This window comes from Pseudomonas sp. Q11 (assembly GCF_024494355.1).
Taxonomy (GTDB): domain Bacteria; phylum Pseudomonadota; class Gammaproteobacteria; order Pseudomonadales; family Pseudomonadaceae; genus Aquipseudomonas; species Aquipseudomonas hefeiensis.
In genome coordinates this window covers 212174-231345 of record NZ_JAKNQY010000002.1, presented here as the reverse complement: position 1 = coordinate 231345, position 19172 = coordinate 212174, and the positions used below count along the sequence as shown (strand labels likewise).

General features: G+C 61.9%; 22 protein-coding genes. 13 read left to right on the top strand and 9 right to left on the bottom strand.

From position 1 onward, the window contains the following. Positions 1-12: 12 nt before the first annotated feature. The 3 genes from MA884_RS03175 to MA884_RS03165 form a co-directional block, all read right to left on the bottom strand. Positions 13-1245, bottom strand: coding sequence for a nucleoside permease (locus tag MA884_RS03175; RefSeq protein ID WP_256228989.1), 1233 nt, complete (start codon positions 1243-1245; stop codon positions 13-15). A gap of 194 nt (positions 1246-1439) precedes the next feature. After that, positions 1440-2540, bottom strand: coding sequence for a sugar phosphate isomerase/epimerase (locus MA884_RS03170; protein ID WP_256228987.1), 1101 nt, complete (start codon positions 2538-2540; stop codon positions 1440-1442). Beyond that, positions 2537-3703 (bottom strand): Gfo/Idh/MocA family protein, encoded by a 1167-nt coding sequence (locus MA884_RS03165; protein ID WP_256228985.1) that lies wholly within the window; start codon positions 3701-3703, stop codon positions 2537-2539. Before MA884_RS03165 ends, MA884_RS03170 begins: the two co-directional genes overlap by 4 nt. Positions 3704-3881: 178 nt before the next feature. On the opposite strand from MA884_RS03165, the gene MA884_RS03160 reads away from it, so the two are divergent. The 4 genes from MA884_RS03160 to MA884_RS03145 all read left to right on the top strand — a co-directional run bounded on the left by MA884_RS03160 (position 3882) and on the right by MA884_RS03145 (position 8447). Continuing rightward, a complete protein-coding gene (locus MA884_RS03160) occupies positions 3882-4901 on the top strand; it encodes a LacI family DNA-binding transcriptional regulator (RefSeq protein ID WP_256228984.1) in 1020 nt (339 codons plus the stop codon). Between the two features lie 110 nt (positions 4902-5011). Further along, the gene (locus MA884_RS03155) at positions 5012-5962 is read left to right on the top strand and encodes a TAXI family TRAP transporter solute-binding subunit (protein WP_256228983.1); all 951 of its coding nucleotides are present in this window, start codon (positions 5012-5014) and stop codon (positions 5960-5962) included. 80 nt (positions 5963-6042) lie between these two features. After that, entirely contained in the window at positions 6043-8070 is a 2028-nt protein-coding gene (locus MA884_RS03150) for a TRAP transporter permease (protein ID WP_256228982.1), read from the top strand. Continuing rightward, complete coding sequence (locus MA884_RS03145; RefSeq protein ID WP_256228980.1) at positions 8067-8447, top strand: DUF1850 domain-containing protein; 381 nt, start codon at positions 8067-8069, stop codon at positions 8445-8447. Before MA884_RS03150 ends, MA884_RS03145 begins: the two co-directional genes overlap by 4 nt. A gap of 117 nt (positions 8448-8564) precedes the next feature. On the opposite strand, the gene MA884_RS03140 is transcribed toward MA884_RS03145, so the two are convergent. Both MA884_RS03140 and MA884_RS03135 read right to left on the bottom strand, forming a co-directional pair. Next, entirely contained in the window at positions 8565-9656 is a 1092-nt protein-coding gene (locus MA884_RS03140; RefSeq protein ID WP_256228979.1) for an SMP-30/gluconolactonase/LRE family protein, read from the bottom strand. Positions 9657-9754: 98 nt separating this feature from the next. Further along, positions 9755-10885, bottom strand: a complete 1131-nt coding sequence (locus MA884_RS03135) for a sensor histidine kinase KdpD (protein WP_256228978.1) — start codon at positions 10883-10885, stop codon at positions 9755-9757. Between the two features lie 258 nt (positions 10886-11143). On the opposite strand from MA884_RS03135, the gene MA884_RS03130 reads away from it, so the two are divergent. Next, the gene (locus MA884_RS03130; RefSeq protein ID WP_256228977.1) at positions 11144-12097 is read left to right on the top strand and encodes a DMT family transporter; all 954 of its coding nucleotides are present in this window, start codon (positions 11144-11146) and stop codon (positions 12095-12097) included. A 123-nt stretch (positions 12098-12220) separates the two neighbouring features. Here the strand turns inward: MA884_RS03130 and MA884_RS03125 are convergent, their stop codons facing one another. From MA884_RS03125 to MA884_RS03115, 3 genes are read right to left on the bottom strand one after another with little or no spacing between them, the layout of a single operon-like run. Continuing rightward, positions 12221-12850, bottom strand: coding sequence for a DUF5074 domain-containing protein (locus tag MA884_RS03125; protein WP_256228976.1), 630 nt, complete (start codon positions 12848-12850; stop codon positions 12221-12223). Between the two features lie 34 nt (positions 12851-12884). Continuing rightward, a complete protein-coding gene (locus MA884_RS03120) occupies positions 12885-14111 on the bottom strand; it encodes a helix-turn-helix domain-containing protein (RefSeq protein WP_256228975.1) in 1227 nt (408 codons plus the stop codon). A gap of 37 nt (positions 14112-14148) precedes the next feature. Beyond that, positions 14149-14682: a cysteine hydrolase family protein gene (locus MA884_RS03115; RefSeq protein ID WP_256228974.1), complete on the bottom strand. Its 534-nt coding sequence runs from the start codon at positions 14680-14682 to the stop codon at positions 14149-14151. 203 nt (positions 14683-14885) lie between these two features. Here MA884_RS03115 and MA884_RS03110 point away from each other — a divergent pair, with 203 nt between their 5' ends. Beyond that, a complete protein-coding gene (locus MA884_RS03110; RefSeq protein WP_256228972.1) occupies positions 14886-15320 on the top strand; it encodes a GNAT family N-acetyltransferase in 435 nt (144 codons plus the stop codon). Between the two features lie 182 nt (positions 15321-15502). Here the strand turns inward: MA884_RS03110 and MA884_RS03105 are convergent, their stop codons facing one another. Next, positions 15503-15853 carry a hypothetical protein gene (locus tag MA884_RS03105; RefSeq protein ID WP_256228971.1) on the bottom strand — a complete coding sequence of 117 codons (351 nt, stop codon included), beginning with the start codon at positions 15851-15853 and terminating at the stop codon, positions 15503-15505. 141 nt (positions 15854-15994) lie between these two features. Here MA884_RS03105 and MA884_RS03100 point away from each other — a divergent pair, with 141 nt between their 5' ends. The 7 genes from MA884_RS03100 (at position 15995) to MA884_RS03070 (ending at position 19090) form a co-directional block, all read left to right on the top strand. After that, entirely contained in the window at positions 15995-16255 is a 261-nt protein-coding gene (locus tag MA884_RS03100; RefSeq protein ID WP_256228970.1) for a hypothetical protein, read from the top strand. Between the two features lie 2 nt (positions 16256-16257). Further along, positions 16258-16593, top strand: a complete 336-nt coding sequence (locus tag MA884_RS03095; protein WP_256228969.1) for a DUF6388 family protein — start codon at positions 16258-16260, stop codon at positions 16591-16593. Positions 16594-16712: 119 nt separating this feature from the next. Continuing rightward, complete coding sequence (gene tusD / locus MA884_RS03090; RefSeq protein ID WP_256228968.1) at positions 16713-17105, top strand: sulfurtransferase complex subunit TusD; 393 nt, start codon at positions 16713-16715, stop codon at positions 17103-17105. Continuing rightward, complete coding sequence (gene tusC / locus MA884_RS03085; protein WP_256228967.1) at positions 17105-17467, top strand: sulfurtransferase complex subunit TusC; 363 nt, start codon at positions 17105-17107, stop codon at positions 17465-17467. The genes tusD and tusC overlap by 1 nt, the downstream gene beginning before the upstream one ends. Then, positions 17467-17760, top strand: coding sequence for a sulfurtransferase complex subunit TusB (tusB, locus tag MA884_RS03080; protein WP_256228966.1), 294 nt, complete (start codon positions 17467-17469; stop codon positions 17758-17760). Before tusC ends, tusB begins: the two co-directional genes overlap by 1 nt. Next, positions 17757-18092 carry a TusE/DsrC/DsvC family sulfur relay protein gene (locus MA884_RS03075; protein ID WP_256228965.1) on the top strand — a complete coding sequence of 112 codons (336 nt, stop codon included), beginning with the start codon at positions 17757-17759 and terminating at the stop codon, positions 18090-18092. Before tusB ends, MA884_RS03075 begins: the two co-directional genes overlap by 4 nt. Beyond that, a complete protein-coding gene (locus MA884_RS03070) occupies positions 18089-19090 on the top strand; it encodes a glycosyl transferase family protein (protein ID WP_256228963.1) in 1002 nt (333 codons plus the stop codon). The genes MA884_RS03075 and MA884_RS03070 overlap by 4 nt, the downstream gene beginning before the upstream one ends. The last annotated feature ends 82 nt before the right edge of the window (positions 19091-19172 follow it).

Genomic DNA, 19172 nt, shown 5'->3' with positions numbered 1-19172 from the left:
ACGTCCAGCACCTCAAGCCTTTGAAGCGGCCACGACCGCCTGCCGACCGTTGAAGGTAAACAGGAAGCAGACGAACACCAGCAGCGCAAAACCGGCCGGGAACAACCAGATGCTCTTCCACTCATGGCCGCCGTCCACGGCATAGTGATCGGTCACCTGCCCCGCCACCCAAAAGCCGATCAGCATGCCAACGCCATAGGTCGCCAACGTAATCAGCCCCTGGGCCGAGCTGCGAAAACGCTCCGGCGCCTTGGCATCGGTGTAGATCTGCCCCGAGACAAAGAAGAAGTCATAGCAGATGCCATGCAAGGCGATACCGGTGAAGAGCATGAACGCCAGGTCGCCGTTATTGCCGTAGGCGAACAGCACGTAACGCAGCGCCCACGCCAGCATGCCCACCAGCAGCGCCAGCTTGATGCCAAAGCGCTGGATGAACAGTGGCAACAGCAACATGAACAGCACTTCGGACACTTGCCCGATGGCCATTTTCGCCGTGGGGTTGGTCATGCCGGTTTCGGCCAGGAACGGGTTGGCGTTCTGGTAATAGAACGCCAGGGGGATGCAGATCAGGATCGAGGCAATGAAGAACACCAGATAGCTGCGATCCTTTAACAGCCCCAGGGCATCCAGGCCCAGCAGTTGCTTGACGCCACCACCGTTCGCTTGCGCCTTGAGCGGTGCCGTGGCCGGCAACGTGAAGCTGTAGAGTCCCAAGACCAGCGAGGCGATGCCCGCCATCAGGAAGGTATTGCGCAAGCCACCCGCCGAGATCGCTTCGCGCGAGTCCCAGGCAAACACAAAGCTGATCACCACGCCCGCGACGATCCAGCCGATCGTGCCCCACACCCGGATGCGGGAGAACTCCAGCGCCGGGTCGCGCATCTGGCGGAACGCCACGGAATTGACCAGGGCCAGCGTCGGCATGTAGATCACCATGTAGGCCAGCACGTACGGGTAAAACACGCTGAAGTCCGGCGCTGAATACAGCTGATACAACAACACCGCGCCCAACAGGTGCAGCACCGCCAGGATGCGTTCGGCATTGAAGTAGCGGTCGGCGATCAGGCCGATCACGAAGGGCGCAATGATCGCTCCCCAGGACTGGGTGGAAAACGCCATGCCGATCTGTCCACCGCTGGCACCCAGGGTGCTGGACAGAAAGGTCCCCAGGGTGACGAACCAGCCTCCCCAGATAAAGAACTGCAAAAACATCATCACGCTCAAGCGTGCGTTCATCGTGGTCATGACAGTCACCGTTTTATTGTTGTTCTTGTGAAGAAAAATGCTCAGGAGCGCTATTGTGGCGAGCCGCTGTGGGAACAAGGCTTGCCCGCGATGGCCGCACCGCGGTCTAACCGTTGAACCGCGTTTTCGTTCATCGCGGGCAAGCCTTGCTCCCACAATGAGTGTCCTCGCCATAGGGTTTTGGGTTGGGCCGGCTACCTCAACAGGCCCAATAACCGCCGGTTGGAATCTTCATCGGCCGTTACCCCGGCAAAATCGTCAAACGCCTTTCGGGTCTTGCTGATCATGTGCTGGCGGATGAACGCCGCGCCTTCTGCGGCGCCCTGTTGCGAGTCCTTCAGGCAACACTCCCACTCCAACACCGCCCAGCCGCTGAAATCGTATTGGGTCAGTTTGCTGAAGATCGATTTGAAATCGATCTGGCCATCGCCCAGCGAACGGAAGCGCCCGGGGCGATCGACCCAGCCCTGGTAGCCGCCGTACACACCGGAACGGGCGTCGGGGCGGAACTCGGCGTCCTTGACGTGGAACATGCGGATGCGCTCGTGATAGCGGTCGATGAAGCCCAGGTAGTCCATCTGTTGCAGGAGCAGATGGCTGGGGTCGTAGAGGATCGCCGCCCGCGGGTGATGATCGACGGCCTGCAAAAAGCGTTCGAACGAGGCGCCGTCGTGCAGGTCTTCACCCGGATGGATTTCGTAGCACAGGTCCACGCCGGCTGCGTCGAAGCAGTCCAGAATGGGCAGCCAGCGTCGGGCCAGTTCGGCGAATCCTTGCTCCACCAGACCAGACGGACGTTGCGGCCACGGGTACAGGTACGGCCACAACAGCGCACCGGAAAACGTCGCATGGGCTTTAAGACCCAGTCGCTGGCTGGCGCGGGCGGCGAGCTTCAATTGCTCTATCGCCCATTCGGTCCGCGCCTGGGGCTGGCCGCGCAGATGGGCCGGGGCGAAGTCGTCGAACAGCGCGTCGAACGCCGGATGCACCGCCACCAACTGGCCTTGCAGGTGCGTCGACAACTCGCTGATCTGGACACCGGCCTGGGCGCATGTGGCCTTGAGTTCGTCGCAGTATTCCTGGCTCTCGGCGGCGCGGGCCAGATCGATGTATTGCGTGCCCGACGTCGGCAGTTGTATGGCCTTGTAACCTTGCGAGGCCGCCCATTGGGCGATGTTGGCCAGGGTGTCGAAAGGCGCATCGGCGGACATGAACTGCGCGAGGAAAATACCTGGGCCACGCAGGCCGGTGGGGGTTTCGGCAATGGGGTTCACGACGGCGCTCTCCTGATTCATTGGGTGCAGGCCAGTGCGGTCCACTTCGCGTCGCCGCGATGGTTGGCGATGGCCGCTTCGATGAAGGCCATGCCCCGCAGGCCGGTTTCGATGCCAGGTACGCCGGGGGCGTCTGGCCCTGGCGCAGGGTCCCGTATGGCGCGGGCCAAATCACCGTAGAGGTTGGCCATCGCCTCCAGATAACCTTCGGGATGCCCGGCCGGCAGACGCATCCGCTGGCGGGCGGCCTCACACAGCCAGGGCTGACCCACGCCGGAACGCAAGACTCGCAGTGGTTGATCGATGGGGCGATGGATCAGGCTGGCCGGTTCTTCCTGGCGCCATTCCAATCCCCCCTTATCGCCATACAGGCGGATTTTCAGCGGGTTCTCTTCACCCGCGCAGACCTGGCTGGCAATCAGCACGCCGCTGGCGCCGCCGGCCATGCGCAACAACATGGCAGCGTCGTCGTCCAGTTGCCGACCCGGAATGTGGGTGCCCAACGCCGCACATATCTGCTCGATGGGTTGGTCGGCGACGAACTCCGCCAGGGAAAATGCATGGGTGCCGATGTCGCCAATACAACCACCCAGCCCTGACTGTTCAGGATCGTCGCGCCAGCCGGCCTGTTTGTTACCTTGCCCGGCGACGTCCTGGCTGAGCCAGCCCTGGGGGTATTCGACCAACACTTTGCGCACCGCACCGATCACGCCGCTGCGTACCATCTCCCGGGCCTGCCAGACCATCGGATAACCCAGATAGGTATGGGCCAGGCCGTAGAGCCGGTCGCTCCCTTCAAGCACTTGCTTGAGGGCCAACAATTCACGCAGATTCAAAGCGGCGGGCTTTTCGCTGAACACATGAAAACCCGCCTTCAGCGCCTGGCTGGCGATGGGGGCGTGCAGATGATTGGGGGTGACGATTACCAGCAGTTCCATGCGCAGGTGGGCCGGCAGCGCCGCTTCGCGGTCGAGCATGCCCTGCCAATCGCTGTAGCAACGGGACGCGGCCAGCCCCAGCGCCGCACCGGTCTGCTGATTGTTGTGCGCATCACGGCTGAACGCACCGCACACCAGTTCAAAACCACCGTCCAGGCCCGCGGCCTGACGGTGGGCCTGGCCGATGAAAGCGCCCTCTCCACCGCCGACAAAGCCCATTCTTATTTTGGTTGCTACAGGATTCATCACGACTCTCTCATGCTGGGACTGATGACGATGTAACCGGTTACATCATGGCGGAAATCTAGGCTCAGTTTTGCAGCGTGTCAAACCCGTCGGACCCTGCATGAGCATTTGTGCGACACGCAACCTGCGGTAAGCTCCCCAACCGTGCCGGCATTCCTGGCGCCGAATCGAGGTGATTTTGTCCAATATCCGTGAAGTGGCCCGGCTGGCCGGAGTTTCGGTGGCCACGGTATCCCGAACGCTGAAATCTCCCGAACGGGTGCTACCCCAGACTCGGGACAAGGTTAACGCGGCGGTGGAACAGGCCGGTTATCGGCCCAACCTGATGGCCGTGCAGTTTCGCTCCCGGCGAACCGGCAACCTGGTGATTCTGGTCCCGACCATCGCCAATACCTTTTTCGCCCGGGTCATCAGCGGCGCCCAACAGGCTGCGCAGGCGGCCGGTTATCGATTGCTGTTGTGCGACACCCAGGGTCGGGAAGAAATCGAGCGCGAATTTGCTGCCCTCGTCTACGCGCACCAGGCCGACGGGGTGATCCAGTTGCGGGCGAGCAACCCTTTCGAATCGCTTCCTCCTGGCGCCGAATCCTTGCCGCTGGTCAACGCCTGCGAAGTAGTCAAAGGCGCCCCTTACCCGACCATCAGCCTCGACAACCGGGCCGCCGCCCAGGCCATGACCGAACACCTGATCGGCCTCGGCCACCGGCGCATCGGCATCATCAAAGGGCCCCGAAGCAGTCCCCTGACCCTGGATCGCGTCGCCGGTTACCAGGATGCCTTGCGCCAGGCCGGTATCGCCGCCGACCCTGACCTGATCTGCCACGGCGACTTCACGTTGAAGGCCGGTTACGACGGGGCCGGCGCGATGCTGGAGCTGACCGAGCGCCCCAGCGCGCTGTTTTGTGAAAACGACGAGATGGCCATTGGCGCGCTCAAGCGCATCAAGCAAATGGGGTTGCGGGTGCCCGAGGACATTTCACTGGTGGGTTTTGATGACATTCCTTTCGCTGCCTACTGTGATCCGCCGCTGACCACTCTTTCTCAACCTGCCGAAACCTTCGGCCAGAGGGCCGTGCAAATGCTGATCGCCCTGATCGAGAAAACACCGATTGCCGAACGACATGTCGTGCTGCCGTTCGAGTTGACCGTGCGCGGCAGCACCGCCGCGCCAGGCCCGGCGTTTAGCGAAAATGCTTAAAAAAAGACGCCCATCACCTTTTGATGCGCTATTGACTCGCCACCTGCGGGCCCGTTTCGACTACAGTGGCACTACTCTGCATAAAGCCATAACAAGACGGAGATTTTCCCATGCGAGTCAACAAGCGCTTCACCCTTCTGGCCGCGGCAGCAGCCCTGGTGGTCACGACCACGGTCCAGGCCGCCCCGGTGTACATCAATATCCTGACAGGGGGCACCAGTGGGGTTTATTACCCGATCGGGGTCGGGCTGTCGCAGATCTATAGCGTTGGCATCAAGGACTCCAAGACCTCGGTGCAAGCCACCAAGGCCTCGGTGGAAAACCTCAACCTGCTGCAGGCCGGTCGCGGTGAGCTGGCCCTGGCCCTGGGCGACTCGGTGGCGGACGCCAAGAACGGTGTGGAAGATGCCGGTTTCAAGGCACCCCTGACCAAACTGCGGGCCATCGCCGGCGCCTACCCCAACTACATCCAGATCGTTGCCAGCCAGGAGTCGGGCATCAAGACCCTGGCCGACCTCAAGGGTAAATCCATCTCCGTGGGGGCAGCCAAATCCGGTACCGAGCTCAATGCGCGGGCCATCCTCAAGGCAGCGGGGCTGAGCTACAAGGACATGAAGGTTCAGTACCTTCCGTTCGCCGAGTCGGTGGACCTGATCAAGAACCGTCAACTGGATGCCACACTCCAGTCCTCGGGGCTTGGGATGGCGGCCATTCGTGACCTGGCCTCGACCATGGCACTCAACTACGTGTCGATCCCGGCAGACGTGGTGGCGAAAATCGGCAACCCGGCCTACCAGAGCGCAGATATCCCGGCCAATACCTACGACGGCCAGGCCGAAGCCGTGCCGACCGTGGCCATCACCAACATCCTGGTCACCCATTCGGATGTCTCCGATGAGGTGGCCTATCAGATGACCAAGCTGTTGTTCGATAACCTCACCCGCCTGGGCAACGCCCACTCGGCGGCCAAGGATATCAAGCTGGAAAATGCCGCGAAGAACCTGCCCATCCCTCTGCATCCCGGTGCCGAGCGCTACTACAAGGAAGTCGGCGCGCTGTAAACCGACCCGGTGCAGCGGCGATGATCGCCGTTGCACCCTCCTGGTTCGCACCTTTGATGTAGACAAGAGGCTTTCAGTTAATGAGTGAAATTCAGCACGGTCTTCCCTCCGACCCACGAGACTGGCCCAAGACGCTGTTCTACGTGGCCCTGCTGTTTTCTGTATTCCAGATCATCACCGCCGCGTTCGCCCCCATCTCCAGCCAGGTGCTGCGTGCCGTGCACGTGGGTTTCCTGTTGTGGGTGGTGTTCCTCAGTTATCCCGCCTATGGCGCAAGCCGACCCTGGCAACCCCTGGCATGGGTGTTGTCCCTGGCAGGCGTGACCACGGCGGTGTACCAGTGGGTGTTTGAAGCCGACCTGATCCTGCGTTCGGGCGACCTGACGACCACGGACCTCATCATCGGTATCGTTTTGATCGTGCTGGTGTTCGAAGCGGCCCGGCGGGTGATGGGTATTGCCCTGCCACTGATTTGCGGCCTGTTCCTGGCGTATGGGCTGTTCGGTGAATACTTGCCGGGCGAGTTGGCCCATCGCGGCTACGGCTTCGATCAGATCGTCAATCAATTGTCCTTCGGCACCGAGGGGCTGTACGGCACGCCCACCTACGTATCGGCGACCTACATTTTCCTGTTCATTCTGTTTGGCTCTTTTCTTGAGAAAGCCGGAATGATCAAGCTGTTTACCGACTTCGCCATGGGCCTGTTCGGCCACAAGCTCGGCGGCCCGGCCAAAGTGGCGGTTGCCTCCTCCGCCTTGATGGGCACCATTACCGGTTCGGGCATCGCCAACGTGGTGACCACCGGACAATTCACCATCCCGCTGATGAAACGCTTCGGCTACAAGGCCGCGTTTGCCGGCGGCGTCGAAGCCACTTCGAGCATGGGCAGTCAATTGATGCCGCCGATCATGGGCGCCGTGGCGTTCATCATGGCCGAGACCATCAATGTGCCATTCGTTGAGATCGCCAAGGCGGCGTTGATTCCCGCGTGCCTGTACTTCGGCTCGGTGTTCTGGATGGTTCATCTGGAAGCCAAGCGCTCCGACCTCAAGGGCTTGCCCAAAGACCAATGCCCCAGCGCGCTGGGCGCCGTCAAAGAAAACTGGTACCTGCTGATTCCACTCGCCGTGCTGATCTACCTGCTGTTCTCCGGTCGCACGCCGCTCTTTTCCGGCATGGTCGGACTGGCACTCACCGCTATTGTGATCCTCGGCTCGGCGATCATTTTGCGGGTGTCGAGCTTTGCTATGCGCTGCGCGTTCTGGATCGCGCTGGGCATCCTGTGCGTGGGGTTTTTCCAGTTAGGTATCGGCGTCATATTTGCGGTGATCGCAGTGTTGGTGGCGATTTGCTGGTTCATCAAGGGCGCGCGGGAAACCCTGACGGTTTGCCTGCACGCACTGGTGGACGGCGCGCGGCATGCGGTGCCGGTGGGGATTGCCTGCGCCCTGGTGGGGATCATCATCGGCGTGGTGTCGTTGACCGGTGTGGCGTCGACCTTCGCCGGCTACATTCTGGCCATCGGCAAGGACAACCTGCTGCTGTCGCTGATCCTGACCATGCTCACTTGCCTGGTACTGGGCATGGGCATCCCGACCATTCCCAACTACATCATCACCAGTTCGATCGCCGCGCCCGCGCTGCTGGAACTGGGCGTGCCGCTGATCGTGTCGCACATGTTCGTGTTCTATTTCGGCATCCTCGCCGACCTGACGCCACCGGTAGCGCTGGCCTGCTTCGCCGCCGCGCCGATCGCCAGGGAAAAGGGGCTGAAAATCAGTTTCTGGGCGGTGCGCATCGCCCTTGCCGGCTTTGTCATTCCATTCATGGCGGTCTATAACCCGGCGCTGATGCTCCAGGGCGACAGCCTATGGATGACCGCTTACATGCTGATCAAGACGATGCTGGCGGTCGGGCTCTGGGGCATGGCGTCCACCGGCTTCCTGCAACAGAAAATGCCGATCTGGGAACGCCTGATGTGTTTTGCCGCCGGGGCTTTGCTGGTCGTGGCGCTGCCGCTGACCGATGAGATTGGCTTCGTGTTCGCCGGGCTGCTGATCTTGCAACATGTGTGGCGCTCACGGCGCGCCGGACGGGCCTTGGCGTGATCGGTTTGTGCCTGGGCCTGGCCGGTGCGGTCTGGGCCCGGCTTCCTCTCACTGATTTCACCCTGGCGTGGAATCACACCATCGAGAAAATCCGCTGGGAGGAAGATTACCGCGTGACCCAACCAGGGCTGGTCCTGGGCGAAGCCAGGGTCAAGGGCAACGGCGCCGGCATGGAAATTCCGGACGGTGCCCGGCTGAAAAACGGCAGTTGGCACTATCAGCGCCAATTGCCGCCCCTGCAACCGCTGAAACTGGGACGTACACCCGAGGCGGGTGATTACCAGTTGTGCTTCGACGGGGCTTGCCAGCCGATGAGCCATTGGCTCGGGCCGCCAAAGGCCAGTCAGCCAACGGTGGAGTTGTGGAGTTGCGGATAACGATGTCCCCTGGTCCAAACAGCACTCTGTGGCGAGGGGATTTATTGTGGGGGCAAGGCTTGCTCCCACAATAAACCCCCTCGCCACAATGACACTCAGGGTCTGAAGGTCAGTCACTCAGGCAAACGTCGCCCCACGGGTATTCACGAACAGTGCATACAACGAGTGGCTGCCGGCCATGAACAGGCGATTACCCTCTCGTCCGCCAAAGCAGACGTTAGGGCAGCGCTCCGGCAGGGAGATGTGGCCGATAGCCTTGCCTTCGGGGTTGAACACCCGCACGCCGTCGAGCTTTTCCAGGTCGGCCTTGGGATCGCCATTACCACCCCAACCACACCAGAGGTTGCCACTCTCGTCGCACTTGAGCCCATCGATGGCCGCGTAATCCAGACCTTCGATGTGCTTGCGCCGCTCGCCCAGGGTGCCATCGTCCTTGACCGTGATCGCCCACACCAGGCGGTTCGGCTTGGCCCGGCCTTCGACCACGTAGAGGATCTTCTCGTCCGGGGAAAAGCACAGGCCGTTGGGCCCGGCCATGTCGTCGATCACCCGGGTGACCTTGCCGCTTTCACCGTCGATGCGATACACCGCGTGGGGCTGGGCAGGTGCGACTTTGTGCCCTTCGTAGTTGTTGCCGGTCTGGAACGGTGGATCGGTGAACCAGACAGAACCGTCGCGCTTGCACACGATGTCATTGGGCGAATTGAAAGGCTTGCCCTCGAAACTGTCCGCCAGCACGGTGATGGTGCCGTTGTGCTCGGTACGGGTGACGCGTCGGCCTTCAGTCGACGTGGTGGAGCCTTCGCATACCAGCAATCGCCCTTGGCGGTCGCGACACAAACCGTTGGAAAAGTTGGAGTTCTCGCGGTAAACCGACAGGCTGTCGGTGACTTCATCCCAACGCATGATGCGGTTGTTGGGAATGTCACTGACCAGCAGATATCGACCGTCGCCCACCCACACCGGCCCTTCCGCCCAGCGCAGGCCGTCGGCGAGCTTTTCAACACTGGCGTTGAACAGGCGCAGGTCCATGAAGCTGGGGTCGAGGATCTTGATCAGCGGGTCTGGGTAACGCTGGCTCAAGGGCTCTGCCTGAGTCAGCCCGGGCAGGTTGCCCAGGGTTGCGGCGGCGGCTGAAACCACCAAAGATTTTTTCAGGAATACCCGGCGGCCCTGATGGGCGGTCGTTGCAGGTTGCGAAGCATCCATCGTGCGTCTCCGTTAATTATTATTTGGACGGCGACGACAGTTTTACTCCGTGATAGGACATCGTACAAGTACGCGTCCTGCCCTGCACAAGAAAAAATTCAGTTGGCGTGGAGCGGGATCCGGACGGTGAAGGTGGTGCCCGATCTTGCCTTCGAATGAACCTCAATGGTGCCCTTATGGGCGGATACGATGGCCGACGCGATGTGCAGGCCCAGCCCGAGCCCAGCCGCAGAGCCATACTGCATGTCGCCGCTGCGCAATTGTCGGACCATCGGGTTGAAGATGCTGGCAATGGCGTCTTTCTCGATAGGCTTGCCCTGGTTGTTGATCGCGATGACTGCCGTATCCTCTTCGGTACTCAATGAAACGGTAATCGGCGCCCCCTCGCTGCCATGCTGGACGGCATTACCGATCAGGTTGGCGAACACCTGCTCCATGCGCGCCTGATCGAACAAACCTTCCAGGGCACCGCTCGTTTCAAAGATGATTTTGCTTTCCGGATGATAGGCCCGCGCCTCCTCCACCATGCCCTCGCAGGCCGCCACCAGGTCACCGTTGAAGCGCTGCACCGGAATGCCCGCCCCCAGTTGGGTACGGGTGAAGTCCAACAGATCGCCAACAATCTTGTTGGCCCGTTTGACACTGGTGTAGATGCGCGAGGAGATCTTGGTGGCTTTGGCGGGCAGGTCGCCTGCCCGCAGCAGCACTTCGGAACTCAGCAGGATCGCACCCAGGGGACTGCGCAGGTCATGCCCCAGAATCCCGAGAAAGATATTGCGCCCCGCATCCACGGCGCCTGAATAACTGACGACGGACTCCGCCAGGGCCTGGTCTACAGCCTCGTTGAAGCGGATCACGTCGGACACTACTTGCTCGTGGTCCAGTTGGGTCTGCGGCATCCAGAGCATCAGCACACTGGTGCGCAGCGCCCGGTATTCCGAAACCATCTGCTCTACCGTAAACCCCGAGGACTGGCGAATGACCGCATGGGTTTCGGCTGCGGTTTCAGCCTCTGCCGCCGGCGCCTCGCCCTGGGACTTGGCGATCTGTTCCTTGACGGTTTGCGAAGTACGCAAATCAGCGGCAATGGTGCGCAGCATTTGCTCGGCATGATCGCGCAGAGCCACCGAATCCATACCGATTGACGCCGGCGTGATGGTTTTGGCGAAGTCTTCCCACGCCTGAAGAATCGGCTCGATATTGTCGAGGATGAAATCAGCCAGGCGCATGGGTTGCTCCGCAGAAGGGGTAGATCAAGGGCGGTGTGAAACAACCCAACGATCAGGTGGTTGTACAGCAAACCGGCGAACAATGTGCGCGGACTACCAAAGGATCGCGGTGAACCGGTCAAAAGCTTTCCGGAGGCGAAGCTTGTGTCTTGCATGCCTATGGGGTAAAAACCCAAGCCAAGTTGTACGACAACCTATAACTACAATAGCCGTTCCGAAGCGTCTTGCTTTGGCGGCCTGCCTTTGAGACGCCCTGCCATGACCCGCTCCACGACCGCACCTGACACCCCCACTCCGTTACCTCGGCACCTCGCCGTGCTGGTTCTGCTCTGCATGGGATGTGCCTTCGCCGGCAACCATGTCGCCGCCAGGGCGGCATTTGATGACGGTGCCGGGGTCTTGCTGGCGATCCTGCTACGCTCGGGCGGCACCCTGCTGGTGCTGGCCGCCATGGTGCTCTGGCAACGCCAGAACCTGCGCCTGCCGCCAGGGGTCTGGCGCTGGCAATTGACCCTGGGGCTGTTGATTGCCGCCCAGAGTCTGTGCCTGTATTCGGCCGTGGCTCGGGTGCCAGTCGCCCTGGCGCTGTTGGTAGGCAATGTCTTTCCGATCCTGCTGGCGTTGCTGACCTGGGCACTCGGCGGGCCACGCCCCACCGCGCGCACTGCCGCGTTGATGGGCATGATTCTGGTTGGCCTGGTGTTCGTGCTGGAAGTACCGGCCCGGCTGTCGTCGCAAGAGAGCGTCGGCCCGCAGTGGTTGCTGGGCGTGGGCCTGGCCTTCTGTGCCGCCTGCGTGTTCGCCTGCGCGCTATGGATCACTGACCACAAACTGTCCCAGGTGCGCGGTTCGGTGCGCAGCCTGCTGACCATTTTCATCGTGTTCAGCAGCGTCAACCTCGCCGGCCTGACCGGCGCCCTTCCCGGTGGCTTCGACCTGCCGGCCAGCAGCACCGGCTGGTTTGCCCTGGCGACCCTGGTGGTGCTTTATGGCACCGGGTTTATCGTGCTGTTCATTTCCGTGCCCCGCCTGGACATGCCGCGCAACGCACCGGTGATGAACATCGAACCGCTGGCGACGCTGCTGATCGGCTGGCTGGTGCTTGACCAGATGCTCAACCCGGGCCAGGTGATTGGCGGCGCGATTGTGGTCACCGGCATCGTGTTGCTGACTTATCGCAAGGTCGAGCGTATCTGCGAAAAAGCTGTGTAGGAGCTGTGTAGGAGCTGTCGAGTGCAACGAGGCTGCGATCTTGCCCCAAACAATTGAGTCCCAAGCGAAAGATCAAGATCAAGATCAAGATCAAGATCAAAAGATCGCAGCCTTCGGCAGCTCCTACGGCCGACGAACCGCCCTCACCTTCGCGCTATTGCCTCCGCCGCAAAAGAACCGGTCGGCGCCGTCTGACTCAAGCCCCGACACGCCAATCCCCGGCGGCATGGTCACGCTTTCCAGCACTTCTGCGGTTTGAGGGTCGATGCGACGCAGATCGCTTTCATCATTTTCCCAGGTGCCGTGCCAGAGCTCGCCGTCAACCCAGGTCACGCCCGTGACGAAGCGGTTGGATTCGAGGGTGCGCAGAATCTTGCCGCTGGAGGGATCGATCTGGAGGATTTTGCGCGCCTTGTACTGGCCGACCCAGAGTGATCCTTCGGCCCAGGCCAGTCCTGAGTCATCACCGCTATTAGGCGCCGCAATGCTCGCCAGCACCTGGCCAGTGCGCGGGTCGATCTTGCGAATGGTGTCGCCCGCGATCTGGAACAGGTGCTCACCGTCAAAAGCCGTTCCGGCATTTGCCGGGACGTCCAGCGAACGCAACGTCTGACCGCTGGCGGGATCGAGTGCGTGCAGCTTGTCGCCTGAAGCAAACCAGACGAGCTCGCCGTCATGACTGACACCGTGTACGCAATCGACGCCAGGAAAAGGGCCGTATTCACGCAGGATCTGGGCATCTGAACGTTTCATCTTGCAAGCCTCATCGTTGGGGTGTCACTGCATCCTAACCATCGGGCAGCAGCGCGGTGAGTAACAATACCGTCGTGAATCCGGGCATCGGTGGCGCCAGCCAGCGACAGGCCCGCCCACGCCCGACCGACTGTACCTTGCCCGACGCGGCCAGCGTGTCGAGGGCCCGTTGCACGGTGCGTTGGCTGGCATCCAAGGCCAGCGCCAAGGCGGAACTGGACCAGGATTGGCCATCGGCCAGCAACGCCAGCACTGCGCCGTGGGGTTCTTCTACAGGACGCGCCAGCACCACCACTTCGCCGCTCCTGCGCGGCATCAGAGCAAACCCACGCTGGGTTGCCGTCACCTCGGCCAGTGGGCGAAGCGCCACGCGCAAGCGCCCGACTTCGACCCGCAGTCGGGCACGATGGGAGTCATCCGTCAGTTTCAAACCAAAGGCCTGGGCAACGAGCGTTTCCCTGGACACATCAGCAGGCCAGGCTTGAGCCAATTGCCTGGCGAGGGCGAACAACACCGGGCGCCCGGCAAGGGAGATCCGCAGGCCCGTCCCGCTCACGCCATTGCGACAAGCGTCCACCACCAACGCGTCGCTGGCCAGGAGTGCTTCAACCTCTTCAAGGGCCAGCAATCGCTCCTCGCCCCTCGCAATCAGGCGTGCCGCTGGAGCCTGCAGGACGCGCCAGGCGCTTTCGACTTCAGCAGTGAGCGCGCCGATGCCCGCTTGTCGCGCCGCCTGGCTGGCACGTTCAAGCGCGGCGCGTGCGGTTTTCGTTTGTAACCGCCGCAGGGCGATGCCCGCCACCACCAGTTCGCAAGCAGCTCTGGACGGCGGAGGAAGACAGCCAGGATCAAGGTCGACCAGCCTCGACTCGGCCTCGTCGAGGTGGCCTAGCAACAGCAAGCGGCGGATTTCGATTGAGCATGCATGGGCGACGTTCGCCCGGTCACCATGGAATTCAAGCACCGCCCGCGCAGCCTCCAGACGCTTCACCGGCCAGGCCAGATCACGGGACGCCAGGGCGATTTCCCCTTCGGCCACCACGCACCGCGCCTGTGCCACGGCCTCCCGTGGCCCGAAGACCCGAGCCGCCCGCCGCATCAGCGCCCTGGCCCGATCCAGATCGCCCAACTGCGCCATGGCAATGCCGCGAAGCGCCAAGGCCGGCGCATCGTCACGCAGGGAAACGCGATTGAGCGCGGCCACCGGATCCCCCGCCGCCAGTGCCCGTGCTGCTACGCTGATCAGCGGATCCGATGCCATCGCCCGGTTTCCCTCGCCAGAGGTTTGGGTTTCACCGTCAGAGACGGATTTCCCCCGCCGGCAGCACATCGATCCGCGACACCGCGCTGCTCAGGCGTCCCAGCCGGTTGTTGTGGTTGGCAATGATCTGCTCGGCCGCCATGCTGCCGTTGTCCACGGTGGAATGGGCGTCGGCGGCCAGGACCACGTCATACCCCAGGGCATGGGCCTGGCGTACCGTGGCGTTAACGCAATAGTCGGTTTGCAACCCGCAGATCACCACGCGATCAATCATCCGGGCTTGCAGCAGCGACAGCAGATCGGTCTGGTAGAAGGCGTCCGGCGTGGTCTTGCGTACTCGCAGGTCATCCGGTGCGGTCAACAGGCCGTCGGCCAGTTGCCAGGCGCTGGAACCATACGTCAGCGAACCCTCCGGCTCTTCGTGCTGGATCAGGATCACCGGCAAGCCGACAGCCCTGGCCCTGGCGCCGAGGTCGTTGATCGTCCGGAGCATGCGTGGGCTGTCGAAGCACTCTTCTTCGCCGCTGCACAGCGCGTTCTGGACATCGATGATCAGCAAGGCGGTGTTCATGAGCTTCCTCTTCAAAACGTGTTGGATCCCGACAACGGATTAATAACCTACCGATAACGCCATGTCGCGGATCGCATAAAAGAGCACTAGGCAGTATGGCCCGATTTGCGTAATGCGCCTGTTCGCCGTCGCTTGGGTGACGCAAAAGCCGGGTTTGGGATAGGCTCGTGCGGCTCATCCCTCACCGCACAAGGACATTGCCGATGACGCTACGAATCGAACGTACGGACACCCCCACCGCACAAGACCGCGAGGCTATCCTTGCCCCGCTACGCGCCTACAACGCGGCCAAGACCGGCGGGACGGTGCCTGAGCTGGTCGCTTGGCTGGTGCGCGACGAACACAGCGACGAAATCGTGGGCGGGCTCTACGGTCGAGTGTTCTTTCGCTGGTTTTATATCGAGTTGCTGGTGGTGCCGGAACAGGCCCGTGGCCAGGGCACGGGTTCGACGTTGATGCAGATGGCCGAAGACTTTGCCCGAGAGAAAAACTGCGTGGGCATGTGGCTGGACACCTTCGACTTCCAGGCGCCCGCGTTCTACAGGCAACACGGCTTCACGGAAATCGGCCAGATCGACGATTACCCGCCGGGCCACCAGCATTTTTTCTTCCAGAAGCGCTTGAGCCAGACTGATTGAAATGCGGACCCTGTGGGAGCGGGCTTGCTCGCGAAAGCGGTGGGTCAGCTGCGGTGATGTGGGCTGTGCCGGCCTCATCGCGAGCAGGCTCGCTCCCACAGGGGTTGCGAGTGTTCACAGGATCTGCAAACGACACAAAAACCTGTGGGAGCGAGCCTGCTCGCGATAGCAGTGCAAGTGGTCTACAGACAAGTCGCCAACGCCGCCAACCGACGCTTGGCAACAAAGTCGTCATGCCGGGCGTAGTAGTTCAGCGCCGTGCCGGAAGCGCTGGTTTGCAGATCCACAAACGCTTCGGCCGAGCGGGTATACACGGTCATGCCACCCGTCTTGCCGGGTTGCAGATAGGCACCGGCATCGACGCCAAACACAGCTTCGTCCTGCCAGGAAAACTGCACACACTCGGCCACCACCTGCTGCGGTTTGTCCGAAGTCAATGTCTTATAGGGTGCTTGAGTACGGGCCTGGTTCATCGCCGAACCCGCGCAGCCAACCAGCAACGTTGCGGCCACGGCCACCATCAGCATTCGCATTGCGTTCACTCATAGAGAAAAAAACCGACTGTAGCACTGCGGCCTGGGCCTTCATGCTGCTTTACTGAAATTTATACGCGACACCGGGCGATGATTCGCGCAACCTGTCGCGCCCTTGCCACTTGCCTGCGCGGAACACCCATGACACCCAATGCCGAATTCTACAAACCCACCACCGAATACGCTGACAAACTGATCAGCCAGATCGGCCAGACCCCGGCCTGGATCGCCAAGCGAATCGGCGTCACCGACAAGCGGATTCGCTACATCCTCGACGGCGAACGCACCGTCAAGGGCGAAACCACGCCGATACAGATGACCTACACCGAACAGTTCGCCCTCGAATGCCTGGCCGCTGCGGCCAAGGCCAACAAGAAACAACCCCCGGCACCCAAGGAGTGACCATGGCGGCAACCGAACAGCAACATGAACGAGCGCTGGAAAAATTTCTCGATGAACGCCCCGACCTACGCGTCGAGCTGGACAACCTCAACCCGCTGCTGGCCCAGGCCAAGGGCGAGACCGCCGCGCAGTATCGCGCCGAGCGCTTGCATGAAGCGTTCGAAGCCGAGGCCGAGCGCCAGGGCCTGTTCGCGTGGGAACTGACCCTGCAACTGACCGCCACCTCGCCCCAGGACTACGAAAACCAGCGCATGGAAGTACACAAGGAGGTGGCGCAGATGGCGGGGATGGAGTGGGCGGAGTATTGCGAGTTGAATGGTCTCAAAAACCAAGACTGAGCACATTCCTTTGGCCAGAGAGCGTGCTCCCTGGCCATAGGGGCTCGCCCCTTTCCTGGCAATCGCCCCTGCGCCCATAAAGCTTTATCATGGCCGCAGTTTTGCTGATCGGGTCTGTCATGAAGTTTGCCATCGCGTTGTTTTCCGCCGCCCATGCGCCCTCCTCGCGCCGCGCCCTGTTGTTTGCCCAGGCCGCGCTGGCCGGTGGGCATGAAATCGTGCGGTTGTTTTTCTATCAGGATGGCGTCTATAACGCTGCCGACAGCCTCGTAACGCCCCAGGATGAACAGGATCTGCCCCGACAGTGGCGCGCCTTTGTCAGCGACAACCAGCTCGACGGTGTGGTTTGCATCGCAGCGGCGTTGCGCCGTGGCGTGCTGAACGATGAAGAGGCCCAGCGCTACCAGCGTTCGGCGGTCAGCGTCGGGGCGCCTTGGGCCTTGTCCGGCCTGGGCCAATTGCACGATGCGATCCAGGACGCCGACCGCTTGATCTGTTTTGGAGGCGCGTAATGGCCAAATCCTTGTTACTCATCAGCCGCCAGGCTCCCTGGTCAGGCCCCGGAGCCCGGGAAGCCCTGGACATCGTGCTGGCCGGCGGCGCGTTCGACCTGCCCATCGGCCTGCTGTTTCTCGACGACGGCGTCATGCAGCTGGTCAGCGGCCAAAACGCCAAGACGGTCCAGCAAAAGGACCTGAGCGCGAACTTGCAGGCGTTGCCCATGTTTGGCGTCGAGGACCTGTACGTCTGCGCCGACAGTGCCGCCGAACGAGGCGTCGCAACCGATGCCCTGGCGCTGGACGAGCTGAAAATACTGAGCGCGCCGCAGATCGCCGCGCTCATCGATCGTTACGACCAGGTGATCACCTTCTGATGTCGACTTTGCATGTGTTGTCTCATTCCCCCTTCGGCGATAGCCGCTTCGCCAGTTGCCTGCGGGTACTGGGCGAACAGGACGCGCTACTGCTGTGCGGCGACGCGACATACGCCTTGCGCACCGCCACGGTACCCTTTGAAGAACTGCAGCTCAGAGGCCTGAAGCTTTTCGTGCTTGGCGAAGACGCGCAAGCCCGGGCCCTGGACATTCCACAATGGGCCGAAGCCATCGACTACCCGGCGTTCGTCGCGCTGTCGATCCACCATGACAAGGTCAACACCTGGTTATGAACGTGCTGAACGTGGGCCAACGCGCCATTGCGCTGGACAAGGACGGCTACCTGGCCGATCTCAATGACTGGTCGGCCGAAGTCGCCACGGCCCTGGCGGCCGCCGAAGACATCCAGTTGAGCCCCGAACACTGGGAAGTCCTCGAATTGCTGCGCGGCTTCTACAACGAATTCCAACTTTCCCCCGCGACCCGGCCGCTGATCAAGTACACGGCGCTGAAGCTGGGCGCAGACAAGGGCAACAGCCTGCACCTGAACCGATTGTTCAAAGGCACTCCCGCCAAACTCGCCGCCAAGCTGGCGGGCCTGCCCAAACCGACGAACTGCTTATGACCGACTTCCCACCGTTGACCCTTGAGACCCCGGCCGAACATCCGTTCGCCCAATTCGTGCGTATCCTCGGCAAAGGCAAGCGCGGCGCCCGTGACCTGACCCGCGAAGAAGCGCGGCAAGCCATGGGCATGGTCCTGGACGAGCAGGTCGAAGACACCCAGCTCGGCGCCTTCCTGATGCTATTGCGGCACAAGGAAGAAAGCGCCGAAGAAATGGCCGGTTTCACCCAAGCCTTGCGTGAGCGCCTGCAGACCCCGGCGTTGGCGGTGGATCTGGACTGGCCGACCTATGCCGGCAAGAAGCGTCATTTACCGTGGTACCTGCTGGCGGCCAAATGCCTTGGGCAGAACGGTGTGCGGATTTTCATGCACGGCGGCGGCGCGCATACGGCGGGCCGGCTCTACACCGAGCAACTGCTTGGCTTGCTAAACATCCCCTTGTGCCGCGACTGGCAGCAGGTCGGCGCAGCGCTGGACGCCGGCGGCCTGGCCTTCATGCCACTGGTGGACTGGGCGCCGCAGATGCAACGGATGATCGACCTGCGCAACACCCTGGGCTTGCGCTCGCCGATCCATTCCCTGGCGCGAATCCTCAACCCCCTGGGCGCCCGTTGCGGGCTGCAAAGCATCTTCCATCCGGGCTACCAGGCGGTACACCGCGATGCCAGCGGCTTGCTGGGGGACACCACCATCGTGGTCAAAGGCGACGGTGGCGAGATCGAGATCAACCCGGACGCTGACAGCCACCTGTACGGCACCCGGGGCGGTGTGAGCTGGGATGAAGAATGGCCACGACTGGCCGAACAGCGCCACGTCAAACCGCAAAGCCTCGACCCTGAGCACCTCAAAGCCATCTGGCGAGGCGATGTCGAGGACAGCTACCCGCAACTGGCGCTGATTGCCACCATGGCCCTGGCCTTGCGCGGCCTGGGTCTGGCTCGGGAAGAAGCTTTAGAGCAAGCCCGCCAATACTGGGCCGCCCGGGATCGATCGATTTAACCGATCATCAACGCCCAACCTTTACGCTTTTTGTTCGAACCTATGGGAATAGACTCCTCTCCAACGTTTATTGGCAGAGGAG